The sequence below is a fragment of the Clostridium aceticum genome (assembly GCF_001042715.1).
In the GTDB taxonomy this organism is placed as follows: Bacteria; Bacillota; Clostridia; order Peptostreptococcales; family Natronincolaceae; genus Andreesenella; species Andreesenella acetica.
In genome coordinates, this window is record NZ_CP009687.1 from 3,058,229 (window position 1) to 3,082,631 (window position 24,403).

The 24,403-nt window shown below is 36.6% G+C and carries 20 protein-coding genes and 2 riboswitches; all 20 genes read right to left on the reverse strand.

Features of this window, described 5'->3' with window-relative positions:
- Positions 1–5 precede the first annotated feature (5 nt).
- The gene (nikC, locus tag CACET_RS14085) at positions 6–857 is read right to left on the reverse strand and encodes a nickel transporter permease (protein WP_242846925.1); all 852 of its coding nucleotides are present in this window, start codon (positions 855–857) and stop codon (positions 6–8) included.
- Complete coding sequence (nikB, locus tag CACET_RS14090; protein WP_044824878.1) at positions 854–1,798, reverse strand: nickel ABC transporter permease; 945 nt, start codon at positions 1,796–1,798, stop codon at positions 854–856. Before nikB (CACET_RS14090) ends, nikC (CACET_RS14085) begins: the two co-directional genes overlap by 4 nt.
- 1 nt (position 1,799) lies before the next feature.
- The gene (gene nikA, locus CACET_RS14095) at positions 1,800–3,362 is read right to left on the reverse strand and encodes a nickel ABC transporter substrate-binding protein (protein WP_044824879.1); all 1,563 of its coding nucleotides are present in this window, start codon (positions 3,360–3,362) and stop codon (positions 1,800–1,802) included.
- 212 nt (positions 3,363–3,574) lie between these two features.
- Positions 3,575–3,759: riboswitch (cobalamin riboswitch) on the reverse strand.
- Positions 3,760–3,839: 80 nt separating this feature from the next.
- Entirely contained in the window at positions 3,840–4,793 is a 954-nt protein-coding gene (locus tag CACET_RS14100) for a M14 family metallopeptidase (protein ID WP_044824880.1), read from the reverse strand.
- 83 nt (positions 4,794–4,876) lie between these two features.
- Positions 4,877–6,283 carry an MATE family efflux transporter gene (locus CACET_RS14105; RefSeq protein WP_044824881.1) on the reverse strand — a complete coding sequence of 469 codons (1,407 nt, stop codon included), beginning with the start codon at positions 6,281–6,283 and terminating at the stop codon, positions 4,877–4,879.
- A gap of 349 nt (positions 6,284–6,632) precedes the next feature.
- Positions 6,633–7,607 (reverse strand): ABC transporter ATP-binding protein, encoded by a 975-nt coding sequence (locus CACET_RS14110; RefSeq protein ID WP_044824882.1) that lies wholly within the window; start codon positions 7,605–7,607, stop codon positions 6,633–6,635.
- A gap of 2 nt (positions 7,608–7,609) precedes the next feature.
- A complete protein-coding gene (locus CACET_RS14115) occupies positions 7,610–8,395 on the reverse strand; it encodes an ABC transporter ATP-binding protein (protein ID WP_044824883.1) in 786 nt (261 codons plus the stop codon).
- Between the two features lie 54 nt (positions 8,396–8,449).
- A complete protein-coding gene (locus CACET_RS14120; protein WP_052661428.1) occupies positions 8,450–10,009 on the reverse strand; it encodes an ABC transporter substrate-binding protein in 1,560 nt (519 codons plus the stop codon).
- Between the two features lie 25 nt (positions 10,010–10,034).
- Positions 10,035–10,853, reverse strand: a complete 819-nt coding sequence (nikC, locus tag CACET_RS14125; protein ID WP_242846926.1) for a nickel transporter permease — start codon at positions 10,851–10,853, stop codon at positions 10,035–10,037.
- The gene (gene nikB / locus CACET_RS14130) at positions 10,843–11,799 is read right to left on the reverse strand and encodes a nickel ABC transporter permease (RefSeq protein ID WP_144414844.1); all 957 of its coding nucleotides are present in this window, start codon (positions 11,797–11,799) and stop codon (positions 10,843–10,845) included. The genes nikC (CACET_RS14125) and nikB (CACET_RS14130) overlap by 11 nt, the downstream gene beginning before the upstream one ends.
- A 210-nt stretch (positions 11,800–12,009) precedes the next feature.
- A riboswitch (cobalamin riboswitch) is annotated at positions 12,010–12,192 on the reverse strand.
- 355 nt (positions 12,193–12,547) lie between these two features.
- A complete protein-coding gene (locus CACET_RS14135) occupies positions 12,548–13,804 on the reverse strand; it encodes a glycerate kinase type-2 family protein (RefSeq protein WP_044824884.1) in 1,257 nt (418 codons plus the stop codon).
- A 271-nt stretch (positions 13,805–14,075) separates the two neighbouring features.
- On the reverse strand, positions 14,076–14,807 hold the full coding sequence (locus tag CACET_RS14140; RefSeq protein WP_044824885.1) for a DUF881 domain-containing protein: 732 nt from the start codon (positions 14,805–14,807) through the stop codon (positions 14,076–14,078).
- Positions 14,808–15,072: 265 nt separating this feature from the next.
- Positions 15,073–15,225 (reverse strand): hypothetical protein, encoded by a 153-nt coding sequence (locus CACET_RS20235; protein ID WP_423229894.1) that lies wholly within the window; start codon positions 15,223–15,225, stop codon positions 15,073–15,075.
- 71 nt (positions 15,226–15,296) lie between these two features.
- On the reverse strand, positions 15,297–17,201 hold the full coding sequence (locus CACET_RS14145; protein ID WP_044824886.1) for a fibronectin type III domain-containing protein: 1,905 nt from the start codon (positions 17,199–17,201) through the stop codon (positions 15,297–15,299).
- Positions 17,202–17,237: 36 nt separating this feature from the next.
- Positions 17,238–19,334, reverse strand: coding sequence for a copper amine oxidase N-terminal domain-containing protein (locus CACET_RS19595; RefSeq protein WP_052661429.1), 2,097 nt, complete (start codon positions 19,332–19,334; stop codon positions 17,238–17,240).
- Positions 19,335–19,566: 232 nt separating this feature from the next.
- Entirely contained in the window at positions 19,567–20,310 is a 744-nt protein-coding gene (locus tag CACET_RS14155; protein WP_044824887.1) for a prepilin peptidase, read from the reverse strand.
- 120 nt (positions 20,311–20,430) lie between these two features.
- Complete coding sequence (locus CACET_RS14160; RefSeq protein WP_044824888.1) at positions 20,431–21,663, reverse strand: type II secretion system F family protein; 1,233 nt, start codon at positions 21,661–21,663, stop codon at positions 20,431–20,433.
- Between the two features lie 27 nt (positions 21,664–21,690).
- Positions 21,691–23,322, reverse strand: a complete 1,632-nt coding sequence (locus CACET_RS14165) for a GspE/PulE family protein (RefSeq protein WP_044824889.1) — start codon at positions 23,320–23,322, stop codon at positions 21,691–21,693.
- Position 23,323: 1 nt separating this feature from the next.
- A complete protein-coding gene (locus tag CACET_RS14170) occupies positions 23,324–24,115 on the reverse strand; it encodes a type IV pilus twitching motility protein PilT (protein ID WP_242849912.1) in 792 nt (263 codons plus the stop codon).
- Positions 24,045–24,401 (reverse strand): hypothetical protein, encoded by a 357-nt coding sequence (locus CACET_RS20970; protein WP_242849913.1) that lies wholly within the window; start codon positions 24,399–24,401, stop codon positions 24,045–24,047. Before CACET_RS20970 ends, CACET_RS14170 begins: the two co-directional genes overlap by 71 nt.
- Between the last annotated feature and the right edge of the window lie 2 nt (positions 24,402–24,403).

Sequence of the window (24,403 nt, forward strand, 5' to 3'; positions counted from 1 at the left end):
TCCTCCTAAACTGGATTTTTTTGAGTATGAACATCCAGCAGATCTCGAAGTCCATCACTGATTAGATTACAGGAAACCACCACAAGTATTATGGCCAATCCTGGATAAATCATTAGCTGAGGCACTGTTTGGAAGTAAGGGCGTCCATCATTGAGCATGGCCCCCCATTCAGGTGTAGGGGGCTGTGCCCCTAAACCTAAATAGGATAAAGAAGATATGGTTAAAATTACCTTACCTACATCCATAGCTGCCAGTACCATAACAGGGGAAATAACCTGTGGCAGCAAATGCCGCCATATTATTGTCCTTGTACTTGAACCCGCCACACGGGCAGCTAGCACATACTCCTTCTCACGCTCAGATAGTACAATACTTCGCACCACTCGAGTGTAGCCTATCCACTTAAAAAATACAATCGATAGCATAACATTGTTTAAACTGGGTCCAAGAAATCCTGCAATGGCAATCGCCAGCAAAAACTCAGGCAGTGCACTTGCTCCATCTACGATTCTCATAACCAAGGTATCTATCTTGCCACCAACATATCCACATATCAAACCTAAAGGAATACCGATGATCATGACAGTAATAATTACAAGGGCAGCAATGCCTAAAGTAACCCGTGCACCAGATACCAGTCTAACAAATATACATCGTCCCATATGATCCGTCCCCAAGGGATACTGCCAACTGCTTCCCAAAAGACGTTCTGACATCTGTACCGTCAAAGCATCATTAGTCACTAGGCTGGGGCCAAAGAGGGTCAGGAATATAATCACCAACAGCATTATGATTCCTGTCATTGTCATGGGGCTCTGTAGTACATTTCTTAAAAAGCTGCAAGAGTCTTCCTTCACCGTGACTCCCCCTTTCCATATCGAATCCGAGGATCAAGTAAACCATAACTCAAATCAACCAATAGATTCACCACAACAACGCATACACCTACCAGTAGAATATATCCTTGAATAATAGGATAATCCCTTTGAAAAATAGCAGTCACCACCATACTGCCTAGTCCTGGCCAGGAAAATAAGGTTTCAATAACAACGGTGCCCCCAAGTATACTCCCCAAACTCATACCAAAAACCGTAACGATGGGTAAAAGTGCAGCCCTTAGCCCATGAATCAATAAAACACGCCACTCTGCTATACCCCTGCCTCGTGCTGCACGAATATATTCTTGAGATAAACTTTCTAATAGTCCAGAACGAAGTAATCTAGCATATACTGATGCCATGGCAAATCCCAAAGCAAAAGAAGGCAAAACCATATGCTGTAAACCTCCTTTTCCCATTGTGGGAAACCATTGGAGTTTGTAAGCGAAGATATAAATCAGTATTAACCCCAGCCAAAAGGCAGGAATAGAAGCCCCCAACAGTGCCAACAAACGACTCAAGTGATCCGGCCATCTGCCAGCGTATTTGGCCGCCAGTATACCTAGTGGGGCTGAAATCATCACCATCACCAAGATTCCTCCAGCAGTCAATTGAAGGGTATCCGGCAGACGATCCATCAATTCCTTTGCCACCGGCTTTCCTTTAATATGGGACTCTCCTAAGTCTAGCTGCAGCAGCTTAAACATCCACTGTCCGTACTGAAGAAGCACAGGTTGATCAAACCCTAACTCCTCCCGTAGTGCCGCTTCCTCTGCTTGCGTCACTGCTACTTCATCCGCTTGCAAAATAAGCAGTACTGGGTCTCCTGGTGCTAATTTCATCAATGTGAAGGTGACTAAGGATAAGACAAACAACAGAACAACAAGCTGCATTAAGCGTGCCTTCACTAGCTTGAGCATATTATCTCACATCCATTTTATTGGTAATAATATAATATTCTTCTGCACCTGGCTTCCAGTCAATAATCCTTTCATTAACACCTACGATAATATTCGGATAAACTGCATAGGCATGAGGTACTTCTTCATTGATGACAGTTGCTGCCTCTTGAGTTAATTCAATTCGTTTCTCTATATCTGATGCAGCATTCAATCTTCCGATGACTTCTGTTAGCCTGTCACTGCTAATCTCTGCCACATTTAGGGAACCTCCAGGGATAAAAGCAGAGTTCAGGAAGAAACCTCCATCACCTCTTGGGGCTGTTAAATTGCTATAAGTTACCATATCCCAGTCTTTATTTTCACGCAAATAAGTATCTACGCTTTCAACATTTTTTATATTGATGGTCATGCCAATCTTTCCTGCATCAGATTGTAATAGCTGTGCCATAAGAGGTAGTTCTGGTCGTCCTTGATAGGTTAGAAGTTCTAAGGTTAAAGGATTTTCTTCTGTAAAACCAGCTTCCTCCAACAGCTTTCTTGCCTCCTCAAGATTCTGAGCTTGGACTGTCTCCTTATTTCCAAAAGGAAGTCTAGTATTAAAAGGTCCATTAGCAGGTGTAGCATTCCCCATCATAATGTCCTTAGCAATACTTTCTCGATCTAATAATAGATCTATAGCTTTTCTCACCTTCACATCCTGAAGGGCGCTTTTTTGTTGGTTAAATAAGATAAAATGAACTCTAAGGCTGGCTATAGATTCTACCTTCAATTCACTATCTCTTTTTACCACCTCAACAGTTTCTGCGGGAATTTGATACACAATATCTGCTTCTTTAGATTGCAGTGCTAATGCCCTTACATTCCCGTCTTCATTAAACTTAAAAGCAACCTCATTTAATTTTGCCTTACCATCCCAATAATCATCATAACGTTCTAGGAGAATCTCAACATCCGGTGTAAAGGCCTTTACCATGAAAGGTCCTGTCCCTACTGGAGCTTTGTTAAAGGCTTCTCTTCCCATTGTGTTTTCTGCCTCTATGCTGACTACAGCGGCAGAAGGATTGATTAGCTCTGATGGCAGTGCTGGATGGGCCTCAGTAGTAACGATAGTAAGTTCTTGTCCATTAGCCTCCATAGATGCAATCTTTAGAGCACCCTCTAAACCTTTATTTACCTCCAGAGCTCTTTCAAGAGATGCTTGTACTGCCGCTGCATCCATTGTAGCTCCATCTTGGAAGGTTACCCCTTCACGGATAGTAAATATCCATGTCAACTCATCCTTTGTTTCCCACCCTGTAGCAAGCCATGGCTTTACTTCAAGGTTTTCATCAATGCGTACTAGTGTTTCTGTGATTCCTGCCCGTATAGCTGTATTGCCATTGTGAGGGTCCAAACTACTGCTCTTAAAGTTGAAAATTAAAGTAACTTTTTTATTAGCTTCTTCCAAATCTGCACCTTCTGTGTTTGTCGCTGGCTCTTCATTAGTACCTTTACTACAGCCTGATAAAAAGCTCACTGATAAGATTAAAATCAATAAAAATACTGCCATGATCCGTTTTTTCTGATGATAAAATGAATACATAATAAATCCTCTCCTTGTCCTTAATAGATTATATTGTTTCCTTCGCAGCCTTCAGCATTAAATAAGTATTTAAAAGCCACGAAGAATACATCTGATTTTAGCAATTTAATGACCTAAAAACATAAAAAAGTCTCTTGGTATTAAATACCAAGAGACTTCCCCATCTAAGTCACCGAATTTATTTACAGCAGAAATTGATCCCCTTTCTATCTGAACATCATTAATTTAAGGCAGGTCTCCTGACTCACGGTTCATACGCCTCTTCGCCTTCCCAGGTTTCATACCCAGTGGCTTTTTGAAGACTTGTCCCCGATTACAGTGGTGGGTCCGTGCTGGATTTCAACCAGCTTTCCTATTCTCCCTTTTTCAAAAGGGCACCTTAAATCTAGTTTTATTAAATTTTTATTATGTTCATAGTAGCACTTTATGTATAATTTTGTCAATAATAACTTGTATATTTTTTAACATATTTTCCTGCTATTCTGGTTTCCCATAGCAGAAAATATTGCTGTCTTTGTCTACCCACAAGGCAGAGGCTCGGTATAAAACAACCCCATCATATTCTGCATAATAGATAGCCAGGAGATTGCTAAAATAGTCTCTGATTTCTCCTAGTTTTTGTCCTTCTTTCACTTCATCTCCTGCATCGACACTGGGGTACCAGCATCCTGCAACATCAGAATTCAAATAAATCAAATCCACTAAATCCTTTGCTTTATGCTGTGTCTGTAGCATAGGACCCTTCATTAGTCCAAGATGTATCAAAATATTATGGACATCTTTTTTGTATAAGTCTACTATTTCTCGATCCCATATGCCCATACAACCACGTTCCATCAATATACTAGGTGTTCCCTGCAGTCCACAATAATTGTAAGCACCTGTAGTAGCCCCAGAGCGAACCATATATTTACAATCCATCACACTCGCCGCGTTTCTAGCGATTTCAACCGCTTCCTCTGTAGAATTTCCTACATAATATACATAAGGTGTTAACTGCTCATGAGCTTCTCCACCATGCATATCAATATAAAAATCCGCTTGATTTTGGAATTCATTCACCTGCATATAAGCAATTTTATCGGCTAATGTACCATTTTTGTTTCCTGGAAATACTCGATTTAAATTTTTTCCGTCTTCTGGAACAATGCTAGGTCTTCTGGCTTCAAAGCCATTTTTATTTAAAGGGTGGCAGATAATTAAACGACCTTTTATATCCTCTGGTTGGATTTCCTTAGCTAATTCTATCGCTGTTTGAATTCCCGCATATTCACAACTATGCACACCACCAGTGATCAGCACAGTTTTTCCTTCTTCGCAACCATTGACCAATGTTACAGGAATGACTGTATCCGTATCCATGACGGTAACAAAACCTTGTGTTTTTGTTCCTTTTTCAGCACTTAAACTTCCTACTTTTAGTAATGACATATCCTTCAGCTCCTTTATGTATTTTAGTAAATATGTATCATAAATACAAAGGCATCTAATTATCCTAAGCATAGCAATGGAGCTTATAACTCTACAGCCATCCACTTTTTACTATAAAATCGCTTTGAAGCAAAAAACATTCGCAGGGCTTGATCTAACATTAATGCCATCCATGCTCCATATAGACCAAATCCTAAAGGAAAACATAGCATCCATGTTAAAACAGGTCGAAACACCGCTATAATCGCTAATGAGTATAGGGCTATATAGCGAGTATCTCCAGCTCCCCTTAATACGCCTGAATAGATTAACGCCTGAGTCTGAGTAAAGCAACAAATTGCTACAATGATGAGAATATCAGCACCCAATGCAATTACCTCTAAATCCCTGGAATACAGCATCATCAGCCATCTTCTTCCCACAAAAAAGATGATAAATGCAATAAATGCCGCCATCAGCCCTAATCTTTGTCCTATTTTTCCATAGATGACCGCTAGATCTTTTCGTTTCTCTCCAAGCTTTTGTCCTGCTAAAGCTGAACTGGCTTTGCTCATGCCTTGGCCAAAGCAGTAAAAAATATCACATAAATTCATACAAATATGGTGGGTAGCAAAGGCAACCGTCCCCAGCTGTGCCACCATTCGTGAATATAAAAACATCCCCACTCGTTCAAAACTATTCTCTGCAAACACGTTGCTTCCCACTTTAATCAAAGACTGTATTGTCTTTTTTTCAAAAATCCAGCTTTCTTTTCCCAGAATAAATAATTCCCTTTCTCTATAGCATACAGATAATATTGTTATAAAAAAGGTTGTAATGCTGCCAACCAGCGTTGCAATACCAGCCCCAACGATTCCTAGTCGAGGAAAAAATCCAATGCCATAAATTAAGAAAAAGTTTAAAATCATGTTTACTAGGTTTCCTGCTATGTTGGACCATAAAACAATTTTTGTATTACCTACACCGATATGAGCAGAATTTACGACTACTGCAATAGAGGTAAAAAATCCAGCTATAATAACAGTTTTTCCATAAGCTACAGCCATACCCATATACCCTGCCTGTGCTCCTGAAAAGTAAAGAATGTCCTCGATATATTTTAAAGAAAAAAACAAAGACACAGTTGAAAGTATGCAAATCAGCAATAGTGATTGCTTCAAGCATTTATTCAAATCAACGGTACTCCCTTCTCCTTTTCTTCGAGCTACTAAAGCAGTTACAGAGACCCCAAGAGAGCGACTTATTGACAAAAAAATTAGCCGAGGCTGAGTCATAATACCGGTAGCAGCAATGGCATCCGCCCCCAGAGAGCCTACCATCATTAAATCTATTGAAGAAATCAAATAAATCAACATACCTTCTAAAGCAGCAGGCCAAGCAAGGGATGTATATAGTCGATAAGCAAATTTGTTAGATGGCAATGTCCCTTGTATACCTTCATTTCTTGCCAAATAGTTAATCTTTAAAAAAGGTTTCACTTTACTCACCATAGATTTATACCATCACCAATCTGCACAAAATCCTCCAATACTTTTCCCCCCAAGACGTTTTTTGCAAAGCTGTTAAACCATGCTAGCTATCACCATAAATCAGCGATAGTATTCATGGCATATGAGAAAACATCATTCTTAAGGTGCTACTTACACTTAACTTTGAAATTTCCTCACAGGTATCCCGTTAAAAAGCTAAGATACTATTTCATTATCAATATATCTACTTAAGCAGATATATTGATAATGAATTTCATTTACTTTATAAGTATACACCATTTATACAAATATGTAAATCATTCCATCTATCTACACAACATTTTTCATATATATAAAGATGATCCCTTCTCTATACCACTGAAGGGATCCTTCTAATTTCTTCATACTTTCTACAGGCAACGCTAACATATTGATCCACCTTTACCAAATGGGGTTTTTCTTCTAAACATCTTCTTGATCTATTTAGGCACCCTTCCGCAAACACACATCCCTCTGTACCGTTAAGTGCCTTACCGATCTTTCTATTCACTTCAATTCTTTTATCAAAGTTTTTAATGGAAAATACTGAATCTAAGAGCATACGGGTATATGGATGCCTTGCCTCTCTAACAAGATTTTGCCCTTCCAACACCTCAACAATCTCTCCTAAATACATAACATAGATCTTATCACATATGCTTTCTGCTAGGGCTAAATCATGTGTAATAAATATAGATGAAAAACTTGTCTTTTTCTTTAAAGCTATGAGAAGCGCTATAATTTGTTTTTGTATGGATACATCAAGGGCAGATGTACACTCATCACATAGAATTATATCTGGTTCAAGGCCAATAGCCCTGGCTATAACTACTCTTTGAAGTTCTCCACCACTTAATTCATTTGGATATTTTTTCATGTAATCTTTACTAAGGCCAACCTTCTCTAACAACCCCTCAGCATATTGATGTGCCTTGTTTTTGCTCATTATTTTAAAATTAACAAAAGGCTCAATTAAATAACCCCCTATTTTCATTCTTGGACTAAATGTGCCTAGAGGATCTTGAAATATCATCTGTACATTTTTATAGTACATTTTAGTAGATTTTTTAGGAAGAGCTGTTATATCTTCTCCTCTGTAAATGATCTTACCTTCTGAGGGAGCCGTTAGCTGAGCGATTATTCTAGCAAGTGTACTCTTGCCACAACCACTTTCTCCAACGATACCTATGCATTCTCCTTTTCCTAAGGCAATATTTACATTATTCACAGCCTTAATGATTTTATCATTGTTATCGCTAAAAGCTTTATGAATATTCTCTAACTGAAGTATTATCTCTCTCTTCATCACTAAGATCCTTTCAATTCAGGTATAGTTTGTAACAATGTCCTGGTATATTGGGCTTTAGGTTCTAAAATAATCTGCGACTTATTGTCACACTCTACTACTTTTCCATCATACATAACTACAATTCTATCTGCTATGTATGCAGCAAAACCTATGTTATGTGTAATCATTACAATGCTAGTTTCGAATTTATCCCTAAGATCCAAAAGTTCATTAGCTATCTGGGCCTGTGTTATTACATCAAGGGCACTGGTTGGCTCATCAGCTAAAATAAGCTTTGGCTCCATCGCCATGGCCATAGCAATAGCAACTCTTTGCTTCATACCACCACTTAATTGATAGGGATAAGAATTCATCATCCTATCCCCATCATCAAGACCCATTTTTTCTAAGGTATCTTTAGCTTTTTTTATTGCCTGCGCCTTAGAAATATCCCTATGGCTTCTAATACTTTCTATAAATTGCTTTCCTATTTTCATAATCGGGTTTAGATAAGAACCAGGATTTTGAAAAATCATGGCTATTTCGTTACCACGAAGTTTCCTCCATTGCTCTTTATTGTATTTTTCTATATTTTCGCCACAAAATATCACTTCCCCAGAAACGATCTTAGCATTGGAGGAAAGTAGATTGATGATGGCTCTTACTAGTGTTGTTTTTCCACTTCCACTTTCCCCTACAATACCAATAATCTCTTGATCATTTACATCTATATTTATGTTCTTTATGGCATAGTCTCCACCGTCATATTGGACAGTAAGATCTTTAACTTCCAATAATTTATTCATTGATCTTTGAGCTCCATTCCATCATAGACTTCTAAAACCTTTTCTACAACATCATTACTTGATTTTAACTCTATCATCGATATAATATATTTCTGATATAAACCTGTGTACACCTTCTACATTTTTTCTAGTTACTACTGTACCCTCTTGATAGTATAAGAATAAAGAAGCCACATCCTCCATAAGAACTTCTGATCCTTTTATTCCTAATCTATCTCTTTCCTCTTTATCAAAGGCATCACCTAACGCATCACAAATCCTATCAAGCTCTGGATTACTGTAATTTCCATCATTTCCTGCACTGCCTGTTTTATAGCTGGCTTCGAGGAAATATTGAGGATCTGCCGTTGGTGCAGAAGTCCATCTTTCCCATAGTAAATCAAAATCTCCTGCCGCTGCCATATTGGCATAGTTTTCTACCTGAATAACTTCAAGGCCTATTCCTATCTCTTTGTATTGGGCCTGCATAGCTATGCCTATATTGTTGGCATCATTTCCATGGTTGGTTCTGGAAACAAATCTCAGTACAATATTTTCACCATCTATTTCTCTAATACCGTCTCCATTGGTATCAATAAATCCTGCTTTATCCAACAGCCTATTTGCCTTATCGGGATCATAAGGATAAAGATCATCCTCTGTATAACCAAAGGAAAGCATGTCATTAAAGGGTCCTTTAGCAGCCACACCATTAACTATTTGTGTAGCGTAGGTCTCTTTATCTATACCATGGGCAAGAGCTTGTCTAAATTCTAAACTTTGCATATAGGGTTTATCCATATTTATTCTTAATAAAAATACTCTTAGATTAGGTCCCTGCTGCACGATAAACTCATCATTATCCTGAAATAAACTTAAGTCCCTGCTCTGTATTTGCGTAGCCAAATCAATCTCACCTGATTGTAATGCCATAGTACGAGTAGCACCATCAGATATATACTTTACATTAACTCTATCTACTCCAACATCTCCACTCCAGTGTTCTTCATGTTTCTCAAGAGTTAAACCAAGATCTGAATGAAACTCAACTACTTTAAAAGCGCCGGTAGCAATAGGCTTATATTTAAAATTTTCATCATCAGCTACGGATGCATCAATGATGACATATACAGGATCTGCTAGATTATTAAGCAACATAGGAAAAGGAGCTTCTGTTTTTATGGTTAGCTTTTGACCTTCTGCTGTAATAGATTCCACAGAGAATTTCACATCATCTCTATCGGATATCTTAAGGGCCCTTTCTAAAGAAGCTTTAACAGCCTCAGCATCTACAGGGTTACCATTATGAAACTTCACCCCTTCCCTTATATCAAAAACCATGGTTCTATCATCAATCCATTGGTAAGACTCTGCAATCACAGGCTTCAAATTCATATTCTCATCAAATTGCACAAGATTTTCTCCTATACCACAACGGGTCAATGTCCAACCATGCCATCCTTCTGTAGGCTCTATATTACTATCTAGCCAAAACAAAGCCATATTTAAGGTTTTAATTTCTTCAGTTTCCTCTCCATTACCACTCCCCACTTTAAGAGATTCATCCTGTTTACTGCAAGCAATTAACATAAAACATAGAAATAGCATAAATACCTTCGTTAGAATTTTTTTCATTTCTACACTCCTCGTATGATTTAGTTTATAGATGTTTGGGGTCAAGTAAATCTCTTACACTATCTCCCAATATATTAAATACCGCTACTACAATAAATATCGCTGCTCCAGGATAGATCAGTAACCAAGGAGCCGTTTGCAGATAGAACCTACCTTCATTTAGCATATTTCCCCACTCAGGTATGGGAGGTTGTACTCCTAAGCCTAAAAAGGATAGACCTGCAATAGCCAGCATCATCCCCCCAACATCTAAGGCCAGTTGTACTACCAAAGGCGATATGATATTTGGAAAAATATAATGAGTGATAAGTTTTACCTTTCCTGCCCCAGCCATTGTTGCTGCATGTATGTATTCTTTGTTTTTAACCGTCATAACCAAAACCCTTGTCAACCTAGCATACTTTGTCCACCAAATGACAGATAGCGCTAATATGGTATTTCTCATGCCAGGACCTAAAATTCCTACGATAGCAATGGCAAAGACGATATCAGGAAAAGAAAGTACTGTATCTGCTATTCTCATAATGATGGTATCTATAGTACCTCCTGCCATACCAGCAACAGTACCCAGCATCAATCCTAGAATGAAAATAATACTTAAAAGTAAAAAGGTGATTCCAAGAGAAACCCTAGCACCGTAAAGCACTCTAGAATATATACATCTACCCACTTGATCGGTACCAAAGAGGTATTCACTGCTGGGCTTCTGTAAAATTTGAGAAAAATTAGTGTCTAAAGGATCATTAGGTGCAAGTATGGGAGCTATCATAGCTAATATAACCATGGAAATAGCTAGCAATAGCATTACCACAAAAATAATTTCTTTGTTTTTTCTATTTTTCACTTACTTTTCCCCCTCCCTTCAAACTAATTCTGGGGTCGAGAGTTTGTGTTATGATATCCACAATAAAATTGATGGTGACATAAATCAAAGTCATAAAAACTACATAGGACTGTAGTAAAGGATAATCCCTATAGGTTATAGCCTCTAAAGCCATAGATCCCAGTCCTGGCCAAGAAAAAATATTTTCTACAATTACAGTTCCTCCTAAAAGTAACGCTATAGATAACCCTAAAAGTGTAATGATTCCTAAAAGAGCATTAGGTAAGATGTGCTTGATTATTATTTTGCTTTCCTTTATGCCTCTAGCTCTGGCTCCTATAACATAATCCTGAGAATACTGTTCTAATATCGCCTCCCTTATTTGTCTTATATATCTTCCCATCAATGGTATAGCTAAAGTCATAGCTGGCAGAATAACACTTTTAAAGGATGTTTGCTCGGTTATTTTAAACCAACGAAGTTCCACCACAAATACATACATCAACATAAGCCCCAGCCAAAAAGCAGGAATAGATATTCCCATAAGAGAAAGTCCCCTTACTATATAATCTAACACTGTATTTTTTTTAACAGCCGATAAGATGCCAAGGACAAAAGAAAAAAATATTAAAAACAATAATGCAGCAACAGCCAGCCTCACCGTCATAAAAATCCTTTGAGGCAAGATATCTGCCACTAGTCCCCTTGTGGAATAAGAATAACCAAAGTCCCCCCTGAATAAACCCTTAAGCCAATTTCCATACTGCATTATAAAGGGATCATTTAAACCCATCTCCTCCCTTGTCTTTTCCAGTAGCTCTTGCGTAGGAACAATATCATGAGCTGTCAACAGCATCTCAGCAGGATCGCTGGGGCTGATATAGGTAAGACTAAAGGTAATAAAGGATGCTAAAATCATAACACTCATTAACTGCAATATTTTTTTTAGTAGATTATTTTTTATCATATTCATTCACCATTTCGTTCTATTTTGAATTTGAATCTCTTGTTCTAATATCTTTCCTGACTTTATAAGAAAGTTCTTCGCTATTTTAAGATCCTTTGCTGTACTCAGGATGACAAAATAAAAAAAGTCTCTTAGCATTAAATACCAAGAGACTTCCCCATCTAAAGTCACCGAATTTATTTACAGTAGAAATTCATCCCCTTTCTATCTGAACATCGTCAATTTAAGGCAGGTCTCCTGACTCACGGTTCATGCGCCTCTTCCCCTTCCCAGGTTTCATACCCAGTGGATTTTTGAAGATTTGTCCCCGATTACAGTGGTGGGCCCGTGCTGGATTTTAACCAGCTTCCCTATTCTCCCTTTTTTAAGGGCACCTTAAATCTAGTTTTATTGAATTTTCATTAGCTTCATGATATCATCTGGTATCTAATTTTGTCAACGATAATTTGTGTTTTTTTTAACATTCAATACCCTTCTTCCAGTCTTCTGCAGCAAGCAATACTATCTTCTTTCTCTGGTTATTAAGCATCTGTAGGATATGGAATATATTTTCAGCTACGCCACGGGGACAGTTCCTCAGGCACATAAAAACATACGTGCCAGATGAACCGTCCCCATGACTCCGCTTGCATCTTTATAAAAAACAACTTAACTATCAACTTTGGAAAATTTTTTACGACAATTAGAGTCGAACCACTTAGTAAATAAAACTAAGTGGTTCGACTCTTTCGTCTTTTTATCTATTTTTTTATTTACACAGCACAACCACCACATCATTTACATTTGTTCCTGTGGCTCCTGTTATAATCAAATCCCCACTTGCTTTTAATGCATGATAGGCGTCATTATTTTCTAAGTAAGCTTCTGGCTGTATACTTGCTTCCTTCATTCTTTGAGTGGTTTTTCCATCTACCATGCCTCCAGCTGCATCCGTTGGTCCATCTGTTCCATCTGAACCTATAGAAAATAACACAACATCCTCCATACCTTCAATCCCTATGGCCGCCGATAGTGCCATTTCTTGATTTCTTCCGCCCTTGCCCTTTCCTGTTAACCGCACTACCGTCTCTCCTCCAGCAATAACTGCACAAGGGGGCTGTAGCAGTGGTCTACTGTTATTGCTATTTTTAATTTCCTTAGCAATGGAAACCATAAACTTCCCTGCTTCTTTTGCTTCACAGTCTAATGTAGAAGCAATAACTATCGGCTTGTAGCCAAGCTTTTCTGCAGCCATAGCGGCAGCTTCACATAAGGCAGTGACACTCCCTGTAATAACAGTTTCGCAATTTTCTACCTTTTTAGGGGTCTCAACATTTAGTACTTTTCTTAGGTGCTCTGCCACCTGCAGCTTATACTTTTCTATGATCCTTAAGGCTTCTTCGGATGTGGAGCTATCGGGATAGGCTGGTCCGGAAGCAATAGAGTCTAATCGATCCCCCACCACATCCGATAAAACAATAGCATAAATATTAGCTTTTCCACATTGAGAGGCAAATCTCCCTCCCTTTACAGCTGAAAGATGCTTTCTTATTGCGTTGATTTCAACAATATCTGCACCAGAAGCCAACAACTGATTTGTAATATCCATAATATCCTCAAGACTTACTCCCTCCATTGGTTTCTCAAATAATGCTGATCCACCTCCAGATATTAAGAAGATTACATGGTCTTTTTCTGTTAAATTTCCAACTAGTTCTAAAGCCTTATCTGCCCCCTTAATAGAGTTTTCATCTGGTATTGGATGTCCTGCCTCAATAATTTCAAATCCTTCTATAGGACCCTTTGAATGATGATACTTTGTTACCACCACACCCTTTGAAACCTTATCTCCTAGAGTATCTTTCGTGGCTTTAGCCATATTCCAAGCAGCCTTTCCAATAGCCACAACAACGATATTACCTGTAAATTTCTTTTTTTCTAATGCTTTTATCACCGCCGCTTCTGGTAAAACAGCTTTTATAGATTCATCTATGATGGTTAAAGCATCTTGTCTCATTGTGTTCATAATTTTCTGCCTCCTGCCATGCAACTAATTTTATATTACTTTATGTAATAAATAGTTTACCCAGTCCTTTTTGTTTTCACTTGTAACTTTTGCTATTCATTTTAAAATTTTTTATTCAAAAAAAAGAAATCCTGTATTAAATAAACTATTTTACACGATTTCTGCTTTTAAACGAAGTATTTCACAGTTCTAACTTGGGTACTTTTTCATACAACAGATTGCTCTTTGTATACTTATCCATGCTAAATTGGAATGTCTTAGTGAAGAAACTTTATTCTGTATAACTATATTCCACTGGTTTTGCATACTGATATTGAATTACCTTATTATATCTTGGCAATGTAATAGAATCTTCTTTCTTCACATTTACCTGTAAATTTTTTTCCCTCATTGTCCATATAACACCAAATTTCATATTCATTGCAGCCTCTAAGCTTTCAGGGTTACCGATGGCTTTAATGGTGATAGGCGGTCTAGTAGGTACAGCATTAATAAACATTGTATTAGATGCAGGATGAATTTCAGTCGTTGCTATATACCTTTGATCGTTAATAGAAATCCCCTCTGCTCCTGCAGCATTAAGCTGATTTATTAGAGCTATCAAAAAATCATAGTAATACATCACTGTGCTTTCTTCTCCTAGCATCGAAAAATCCTTAGGAGGATCATCAATAGTAATAACGATTCCCGGTCCCTTTCCTTCTTTATAACCTGCTAGTAATTGATGTCTTTCTAAATCTTTTTTCAAATTTTTTATTATTGAATTTTCATCGGTTTCAGACATTTCATATGCCTTTAAACGTTCGTCCAAGTACGCTAATTCTTCATTCAACTTCTCTTTTTCTGTTTTGAGATTACTTAATTCCATGGTTAGCTGTTGAAGTCTTTCTGTTGATAAGTGTCCCCCTTTGGTTTCTTTTTTAACAACATTAAATTGTAAAGATATAATAAGCCCTAGTATCCCACAGAGCACAGCAATAGTGACTTTCTCTTTTAGACCCATTCTGTTTTACTTCTCCCTTGTCTTCAATAGATTTCTTGCTTCGTCAATAACATTCACTTTACAACCTGAATTTAAAGCTCTTATAATAGTGTGATATGCATAATTTACTTTATATACATCATATACATCTTAATTTATTTCTATATATTATATATATACCCTTCTTATTTTAGTAAATAACAGGATGTTTTATTTAATACAACCAATACAAAGAGGCCAAGAATATTCTCGGCCTCTTTGTATTGGTCAAACCTTTTTTGTTCTATTATTTATACATAATAGGATCTTCTAACTTTGCCTCTTCAAAACCCTTTAGCCTTAACACACAGCTATCCCACACCCCACAGGTTGTTTCTTCTCCGTTATAAATTTTATAGACTTTCCTTGCACAGCTGCTGTTCCAACTGTCCACTACCAATTTATGATAATCAGATTAGAAATATAAGTAATCAAAATTTTGGAGTATTGTAAAAAAGATCGCCACAGTCATTACTCAGCGGGATAAATTATTATTATTTCTTGTGATTTAGGATTCCAATTTACCAGTGCCCCCATATTTTCCGTCACAAATCTTAATGGAAGCATGATTCTACCTGGTGGTAGAGTAATTGGTTTCACATTAGTATTGCTTGGGTCGATGAGTGTGCTTACACCATTGACTTTAGCAGTATTGTTATTCATCCAGAGTTCAATTGTTTTTTCTTTGAAGTATATCGTTGCTTTTTTTTCTTTATCATTCCATGCTACTGTAGCATCCATGGCTTCAACAATATATTTAATTGGCAGCAACGTTCTGGATTCTATAACGATTGGTGCTGTATCCATAATTTTTAGCTGATTATTACTATAATAAACAGTTTGTCCAACTAAAAAATTCATCTCTATTCCTTGGGTTTTACTTAATGATTTAGCAACCATTTCATCAGAAAGTGTTATGCTGACTTCATTTGAATAGGACGAACTCCCACCTGAACCATAGGCTTTAATACGATATATATAGGTTGTATTTGCAGCAAGACCAGAATTTTTATAATTTGTCACATTCGTTCCTACAGTGGCAATTTCATTGAAACTATCCCCCAGTGTTTTTCTCTCAATAACAAATCCTGTTTCGTTGTCTGACTTATCCATCCATGTTAAGTTCACTTCAGTTGCTGAAGCAATTGTTACTGTCAGGTTAGTTGGAGCATCAGGAATATTTCCTGATATCACTGTAACTTCATTAGTAAAATAGGAATTTCCTGCGGAGTTGTAGGCTCTTACTCGATAAATATAAGTTTTACCGGAAACAAGACCCGTATCCTTATAAGTAGTTACATTTGCATCAACCGTATTAATTTGAGTATAGCTTCCACCAGGTACTTTCCTTTCAATCTTAAATCCTGTTTCGCTTCTTGATTGATCCCTCCAGGATAAAGTAACACTGTTACCAGAGAAAGATATCACTTGAAGGTCTGTAGGAGGACCGGGAGTACTGCCGGGAATAACCACTACTTCATTACTGTAATCAGACTCCCCTACAGCATTATACGCTCTTACCCTATAAGTATATTTATTGCCGGAACTTATGGTTTTATCCTCATAAGTAGTAGTATTTGTACGTACTGAATTGATTTCTTTATAGTTTTCGCCGGATACTTTCCTTTCAATCTTAAACCCTGTTTCGTTTCTTGATTGATCTTTCCAAGATAAAGTAACACTATTACCAGTGGAGGATATTACAGTAAGATTGGTGGGGGCAGCAGGTTTCCCCTCTGTCGTTACGGTAGCTTCATTACTATAGTCAGAATTCCCTGCTGAGTTGTAAGCTCTTATTCTATAGGCATATCTTTCTCCCGAATCTATGTCCGTATCCTTATAGGTAGTCTTATTTGCTCCCACCATATCAATCTGAACATAGCTTCCACCAGATACTTTCCTTTCAATCTTAAATCCTGTTTCGTTGTTTGATTTATCTGTCCAGGCTAGATTAACACTGGTATTAGTGGAGGATGTTATAGTAAGATTGGTTGGTGCAGCAGGTCTCCCCTCAGTCGTTTCAGTAACTTCGTTGCTGTATACGGAATCTTCTGTATCATTATATGCTCTTATCCTGTAAATATAAGTTGTGTCGGCAGTTAGTCCTGTATCAGTGTAAGACTTTGTATTTGCATCTACCCTGTCAATTTGACTATAGTTTCCTCCAGATACTTTCCTTTCGATTTTAAATCCTGTTTCGTTACTGCTTTTATAAGTCCAGTTTAATTTAATCCCGGTACTGGAAATAGTTGAAGCATTTAAAATCGGTGGGGGGTTAGATATAATCTCAGCAAAAACTTGGCTGTCTAATACGAATATGGTAAAAATAGTGCTTATTATAAACATCATAATAAATAAAAAAGATAATCTTTTCATAAAAACACCTCTTTCAAAACTAAAATCATAAAACCTTTACTCAATAAATATCATATCGGATACTTCAATATCTACTTTCATTTCTATAAACTCATTATTGAAGTTGTCAAATACATATAATATTTTTTTCCCTGATGTAGGAGACTTAGGGGTTTTATCTCTGGCATAAATAAGATAATACTGACTCCTCATTTTAATAATGTTAATAATTTCAATATTTTCTCTTAATTCAACCAATTCTTTTCCGTCAAATTTATATAGTCTTTGAAGCTTGTCATCCGGATGAGTACCATTAATAAAAAGATTATCTCCTACAACTTCCCAGTATTTTGCTTCAAAATTATCCATCAATTCTTTAAATATTCTACCGTATGTATATACTTTATTTTTCTTGATATCAGCTTCATATCCTTGAAAAATGAAGTTATTATTAACAATAGACCATTTTCTGGTAGACATCCCTAGAATTAAATTGGTTATTTGATTATTATTATATAAGAGCATTGTGTCCCTGGCTTTGTTTGTGATCCTATCCTTATCCTTTACAGCAATAAATGTATTGTTTCCCAGGGTAATTGTATCATTAACAGCAGATACATCAAGAGCCAGAGAAAATCTACTGCCATCAGTGGTTACATACAGCACATTATCATCTTTTCCTTCCCTATTATCTATACCTAAAATCATCAGTCTGTTTTTCAAATCTATAAATTTACTGAACTTAAAATCCTCTAAAATTACATCCAGATTGAGTAAGGAAAAATTTACTACTCCTGGTTTTATTTTATCACCCTCAAATTTCATACTTTTCCCATCTTTATCAACATAAGCTCCTCCTGAAACAGCCAGATATAATGTATCATTATAGTTAACGATTGAAGATATATTATATCTTTTATATACGTCTCCAGTATGATTAAATATTATTTCTTTTTCTTGTTCATCTTCATATGTGATTAACTTACCACCTTTAACAAAGTATAATTTGTCTTTATATATTGTAATATCATGTAAATTAACTTTAGTATTTGGATTGGGATGTAATAATATAAAGCTGTGAAAATCCGTTGTTTTTCCTGTATATGCAGCTAAAGGCCTCTTTTTGCCCGACTGCTCAACACCTGCCATATACAAGTAATTTTCATCTTCTCTCATGTCCTGAATAATAAAACCATGTTCAATAATCCCAGGTTTCCACGAGTTTTTGTCAAAGGCTAAAAGAAGGTAGTCTCTTTCACTATCGTACTTGTTTATTATAAGTTTGTCTTTAAAAATATAATATTTTCCCATATAAAAATCTTTTTGTATCAATATAAGGTTATTTCCGTCAAATCGATAAAGATTATTTTCTTTTTGATCCCGGTCATAACCATGTAAGATCAAGTTATTATTATATTCAAAGGCATCTTTGATATCGAAATTATTTATCAAAATTTCAAATTTATTGTCTTTAAAAATTATAAAATTATTGTTATTATGAGTCTTATCAAATACAGTTAACAGTATTTTTCCCTTATATGCGTACCAATTTCTGATTTCTTTATTCTCAAAAGGAAATATTGTAATTATATTGCCATCATATGTAAGGACATCATTTTTCTTATTGGTCTTTTCATAGATCATAACCTTTCCCAAATTAAACTGTCTCATTCTACTAATAATAATGATTTGTGTTTTCTCTCTCCATTCAACAGTTACATCGATATTTTCTGCAATAAAATTAAGGGGAACCATCATAATTGAGTTTTTAAATTTTGGTGCAGCATCCATTAGTTTTTCTTTTCCGTTAACGATAGCCCTTTTATCATTCAATTTCAACTGAATTGTATTATATTTATTTGTAGCCATCATAGTAGATGTTTCTTCAAACCATTGAATAGAATAGCCAAGTTCTTCAAATATTGTCCTGAATGGAATCATGGTTAAACCATTTTCAATAATAGGTGCAGTATCCAATGTTTTCATTATACCTTTTGAATAATAGGTTTTTGCGTTTATTTTAAACATAAAAACCTCAATGATATTTTCACTGGATTCAGCATAAGACGGCATACCCAAATTAAGCAAAATACATATTATTATGAACTTAATAGTGCTATGTTTTATAAAAAAATATGGAACTTTCCTTTTCATCCTATCACCCCCAGTTTTATGCAATGATTCAAAGAACCGTCCCCTGACTAGTATATTGCAACAAGTAAAACATTCCAATAATACAAGCTATAAGATAACTAATAAAAAAATCCTTTACAGCGGTTTTTATAGAATTCTTATTCATTACTAAAAAACCTCCTTTACTAAATAATAAGTACTTATGAAACTGTTAAAAAAGTGACTATTATTAAACTTCCTCACCTATTGGCTCTTACCAGAGAGACCTATATAATCGGATTATAAAATCACCACAAAGGATAGACATCACTATGCCTAGTATTAAAAAGGGTGCAAATGCTATGAAATCCTTTCTGGTATAACCCTTCATCAATATAAGCACTATGCCAAACAATCCCCCAGTGATAAAGGCAAGAAAAAGGGTCAGGAGAGTATGTAACACCCCGAAGTACATCCCTATCGCAAACATTAGCTTAATATCACCGCCGCCGAACCCCCCTTCGGTTATCAGTGCCAGTACTAAAAGTGTTCCTCCTCCCAGTAATGCTCCTCCTATAGCGTTAACCCAGCTGATCTCTGGAGTAAAAAACTGCCAAATTATTCCCCACATCATAATAATGATTACTAAGCCGTCAGGAATGATTTTATGTTGTAAATCAATGAAAAATATCACAATAAGAACAGAAAATAAAAATAAATATTTAAGTAACTGTATATCCGTATAAAACTTATAACCTAGGACTAAATACACCACTCCCGTAAAAAGCTCTATCATAGGGTACCGAAGTTTGATGTTTCCATGACAATATCTGCACTTTCCTCCTAAAACCAAATAGCTTACCACAGGAATCAAGTCATAAAATTTTAACGAAGTTCGACATTGAGGACAGTGAGATGAATTATACACTACTGATTTTCCTAGAGGTATCCTATGAATACATACATTTAAAAAGGAACCAATGAAAACTCCTAAGATTGTAATAAGCGTTAAAACCATAACGACCCTCCTTCCGTTTTATATTTATTTGTAGCAATCATAGTAGATGTTTTTTGAAACCTTCTCATTCTATCTCTCCAGCTTTAATTGATGAATCAAAAATAGTTCTCTGACTCCTTCTTAAGAATAGGCGGATATAATTGCCATGATCATTGCTGCTGCAATAAAAGCCACAAATCCTCCCAGAAAAATCAACATGATAGGTTCTATGACACCAATCATCCGCTTTATTTTCATATCAAGAAGTCTTGAGTAAATATCACCAACCATCTCAAAACAAGAATCTAAACCTCCTGTTTCTTCTCCTACCTTAATCATATTAGCCATCATTAATGGAAAAAATTTTCCTGCTTTAAACATAGGGTCAGAAATACTATCACCATAACTTATACTTTCTACCATACCATCAATAATAAGTTTTACAGCCCTATTACTCATGGTATCCCTGGTAGCTTTAAGTGCTGCAATGACAGGAATACCACTGCCAATCAACATAGCAAGGGTTTTAGCAAAAAAAACAATATCCGAGTAATGAAAAACTCCTCCCAATATAGGAAGATAAATCTTATATTTATCAATTTTTAATCTAGTAAAGGCTATAAAATGAGCACTAACCAGGGTAACAATGAATATACCTAAACCAACTCCTATGTTAATCAGATTACTGGAAACCTTATCTGAAATAGTTATAAGAAGCTGAGTAATCCATGGCAGCTCCCCTCCCATGGTATCCAAAAACGCTGCAATCTCAGGAATTACTTTACCCAACATATAAGTAATTGCACCAATAGCTACTATTAAAATGATGGCTGGATAAGAAAGACTTGTAATAATCTGGTTTCTAAGGGTCAGCTTTTCATCCCAGTAAGAAGTAATACGATTTATTGCCACCTCAATTAACCCGCTGGTTTCTCCCGTTTTTAATACATTTGTCACCATAAGCGGAAAGATTCTTGGAAACTTACTCATTGCTTCACTTAGAGGATTACCAAGCTCTACATCTTTACGGATTTCTAAAAGGGCATGCTTAAATTTCTTATTGCTTGTCTGCTTCTCCAGAATAGAAAGAGAAGAAATAATAGAAACGCCTGCATTGATTAAGGCTCCCAACTGAATTAAAAACAGCACAACATCAGCTGCTTTTACAATACTGATCTTAATCAATAAATTATCAAAATTCAAAGATTCAGCTGTCGGCTTATCCATGATATGCAGGTTCTCTTCAAATATTTTTGTTATAATTAAACCGTTTTTACGCAGATTACTTGCTGCTTCTGTAGAGCTGGCTCCAGATACAAGTCCTTTTACAGTTTTACCTTTATAATCAATAGCTTCGTAATTGTAGCTAGGCATTATGTTCTCACCTACCTGTAAATTTTATTATAAATCCATAGTAGCTTTAAGTATATCTGTAAATGTAGCTATGCCATTACGGATTTTCATTATACCGTCTTCCCGAAGGGTATGCATATGGTCTTTTAAGTATTCTTTAATATCTGCTGTATCAATACCTGCTGCAATCATCTTTTGTAATTCCCGATTAATTACTAATAGCTCAAAAATTCCTGATCTTCCTTTGTATCCTGTACCATTGCAGTAGACACAGCCTTTGCTGGAATAAAAAGCTTCTTCACTATCTGGTTCTATTCCCAATGTTTCCAATTCAGCTGAAGTAGGAATATATTTCTCTCTACAATTAGGACAAACGATTCTAATAAGTCGCTGAGCCACAACTCCCCTTAAAGCCGAACTAACCAAAAAACGCTCACAACCCATATCGATAAGCCTGTCAATAGCACTTACCGCATCATTGGTATGAAGAGTAGAAAGCACCAGATGACCAGTAAGAGCAGCTTGCAGGGCTAGGCGGGCAGTTTCTGTATCTCTTATTTCTCCTACCATTACAACGTCAGGATCCTGTCTCAAAACCGCCCTTAAAGTACTGCTAAAGGTTAATTTTCTAGAATTTTCATCCACTTGCACCTGAGTAATACGGTTCATTTGCAGTTCTACTGGATCTTCAATAGTGATGATATTTACCTTGTCATTTATTAAAAATTTAAGGGCAGAATATAGAGTGAAGGTTTTTCCGCTGCCTGTAGGCCCTGTAACAAGAATCAGGCCGTGAGGCAGTTGTAAAATTTCCCGAAAAGACGCCATGATTTCTTTTTCCATACCAATATCTTCAAGCTTCAATTGCTTATTTTTCAGGGAAAAAATTCTTAGAACAGCTTTCTCTCCTTTGGCACTGGGTAAAATGGATATACGAATACTTGCTGAAGCGCCATTTTCCTGACTAAACATAAAACCACCGTCTTGAGGACTGCGTTTTTCTGCTATATTCATATTGCCCAATATTTTAAGCCGTGAAATAACCTGAGCAGCTACGTTACTTGGATAAACCTCCACAGTTTTCAGATGTCCGTCAACCCTCATACGAACCCGCAGACCTTCGTCGTCTGGCTCCAGATGGAGGTCAGAGGCACGCTCCATAATAGATCTTATAATCATACTTTCTACTAATTTTACTGCATAATCTGGTTCCTCTGCTGTGGTTTGTTCCTCCACTACAATCGGTGTCGTATCTAATTGATAGTTTTGTTGGATAATTTCTGTAATCTCTGATGATTTCATCAGTACAGGCTGAATCTTCTTATTTGTAATACGCTTGAGGTTTTCTAAAATGATATTCTTAATCGGTTCGTTACATGCTACCAATAGAGTGTTTTCTCTTAAGGCGACAGGGACTATGTTGTGTTTTGAAGCCATTAGAGAAGGGATCATGTCAGTGAGTTCAGGATTCATATCAACTTCATTTATAGGAAAAAGCTTCATGCCGAAAAACTCACCCAGTAGCATAAGCATTTGTTCTTCTTTGACAAAACCCATATCCACCAGTACTTCGCCTAATTTTTTTCCAGTTTTTTGTTGTTCTTTCAAAGCAGTAGCAACTTCCTTAAGACTTAGAACACCCTTACTAACAAGAAAGTTGCCAATTTTTTGTCTTACCATTTTATTTACTCCTTATGTATTGTCCAATTTTTTCTTCCAGAGAAGAATGATTTACAGCTGCCTTCATAGCTATTTCTGCATCGATTACTTTGTTTTTTACCAGTTTTTCTAGACATTGGTCCATTGTTTGCATCCCCAGCTTAGTACTTGTTTCAATAGTCTGACAAATGCTCTCCGGTTTTCCCAGCCGAATAAGATTACCTATAGCAGGAGTTACCATCATTACTTCTGAAGCCAGAACTCTTCCCGTCCCATCTACTTTAGGCAACAGCTGTTGAGAAATTACTGCTTTTAAACAGGAAGATAATTGTTGTCTTATCTGAGATTGTTCATCAGGTGGAAACACCCCGATGATTCTGTTTATAGAAGAAGCAGCATCACGGGAGTGAAGGGTAGAAAATACTAGATGTCCTGTCTCAGCAGCTCTGATTACAGTCCGTATTGTTTCTAAGTCCCTCATCTCCCCCACCAAAATTACATCGGGATCCGCTCTAAGGGCCGACCTCAGAGCATCGGCAAAAGAATCTACATCTGCGTGCAATTCCCGCTGATTAACAATACTCTGTATGTTTTGATGAATATATTCAATAGGGTCTTCAACTGTAATAATATTGTGCTTGTACTGTTTATTAATCCTATCAATTATAGCTGCCAAAGTAGTAGACTTACCACTTCCTGTAGTTCCGGTAACCAATACTAAACCATTTCTGAGATCCGGCAGGTTAAAAACCGATTGGGGTAACCCTAGACTTTTCAAGTAAAGGTATATTGTCTGCCAGGCTACGGAAAACACTGGTAATAGCACCCCTTTGATAATAGGCATTAATCCTGAAGCGGCCGATTGAATCAAAGGCTATGGCTAGATCTACAGAAAGACTGCTTTCTAAAGTATGAACTTGCTGAGGTGTAAGGACTTGATACAGAAGGTTCTTACTGGACTCCGGGCATAAAAGCCCAGCAAAGTCCATAGCTTCCAGCTTCCCATTTACTCTTAGCATAGGATGCGCATTGGTTGTCAGATGAAGGTCAGAACCGTTTAGTTTTTTTGTTTGATGCAACAAATCTTCAATGCGGAGCATTT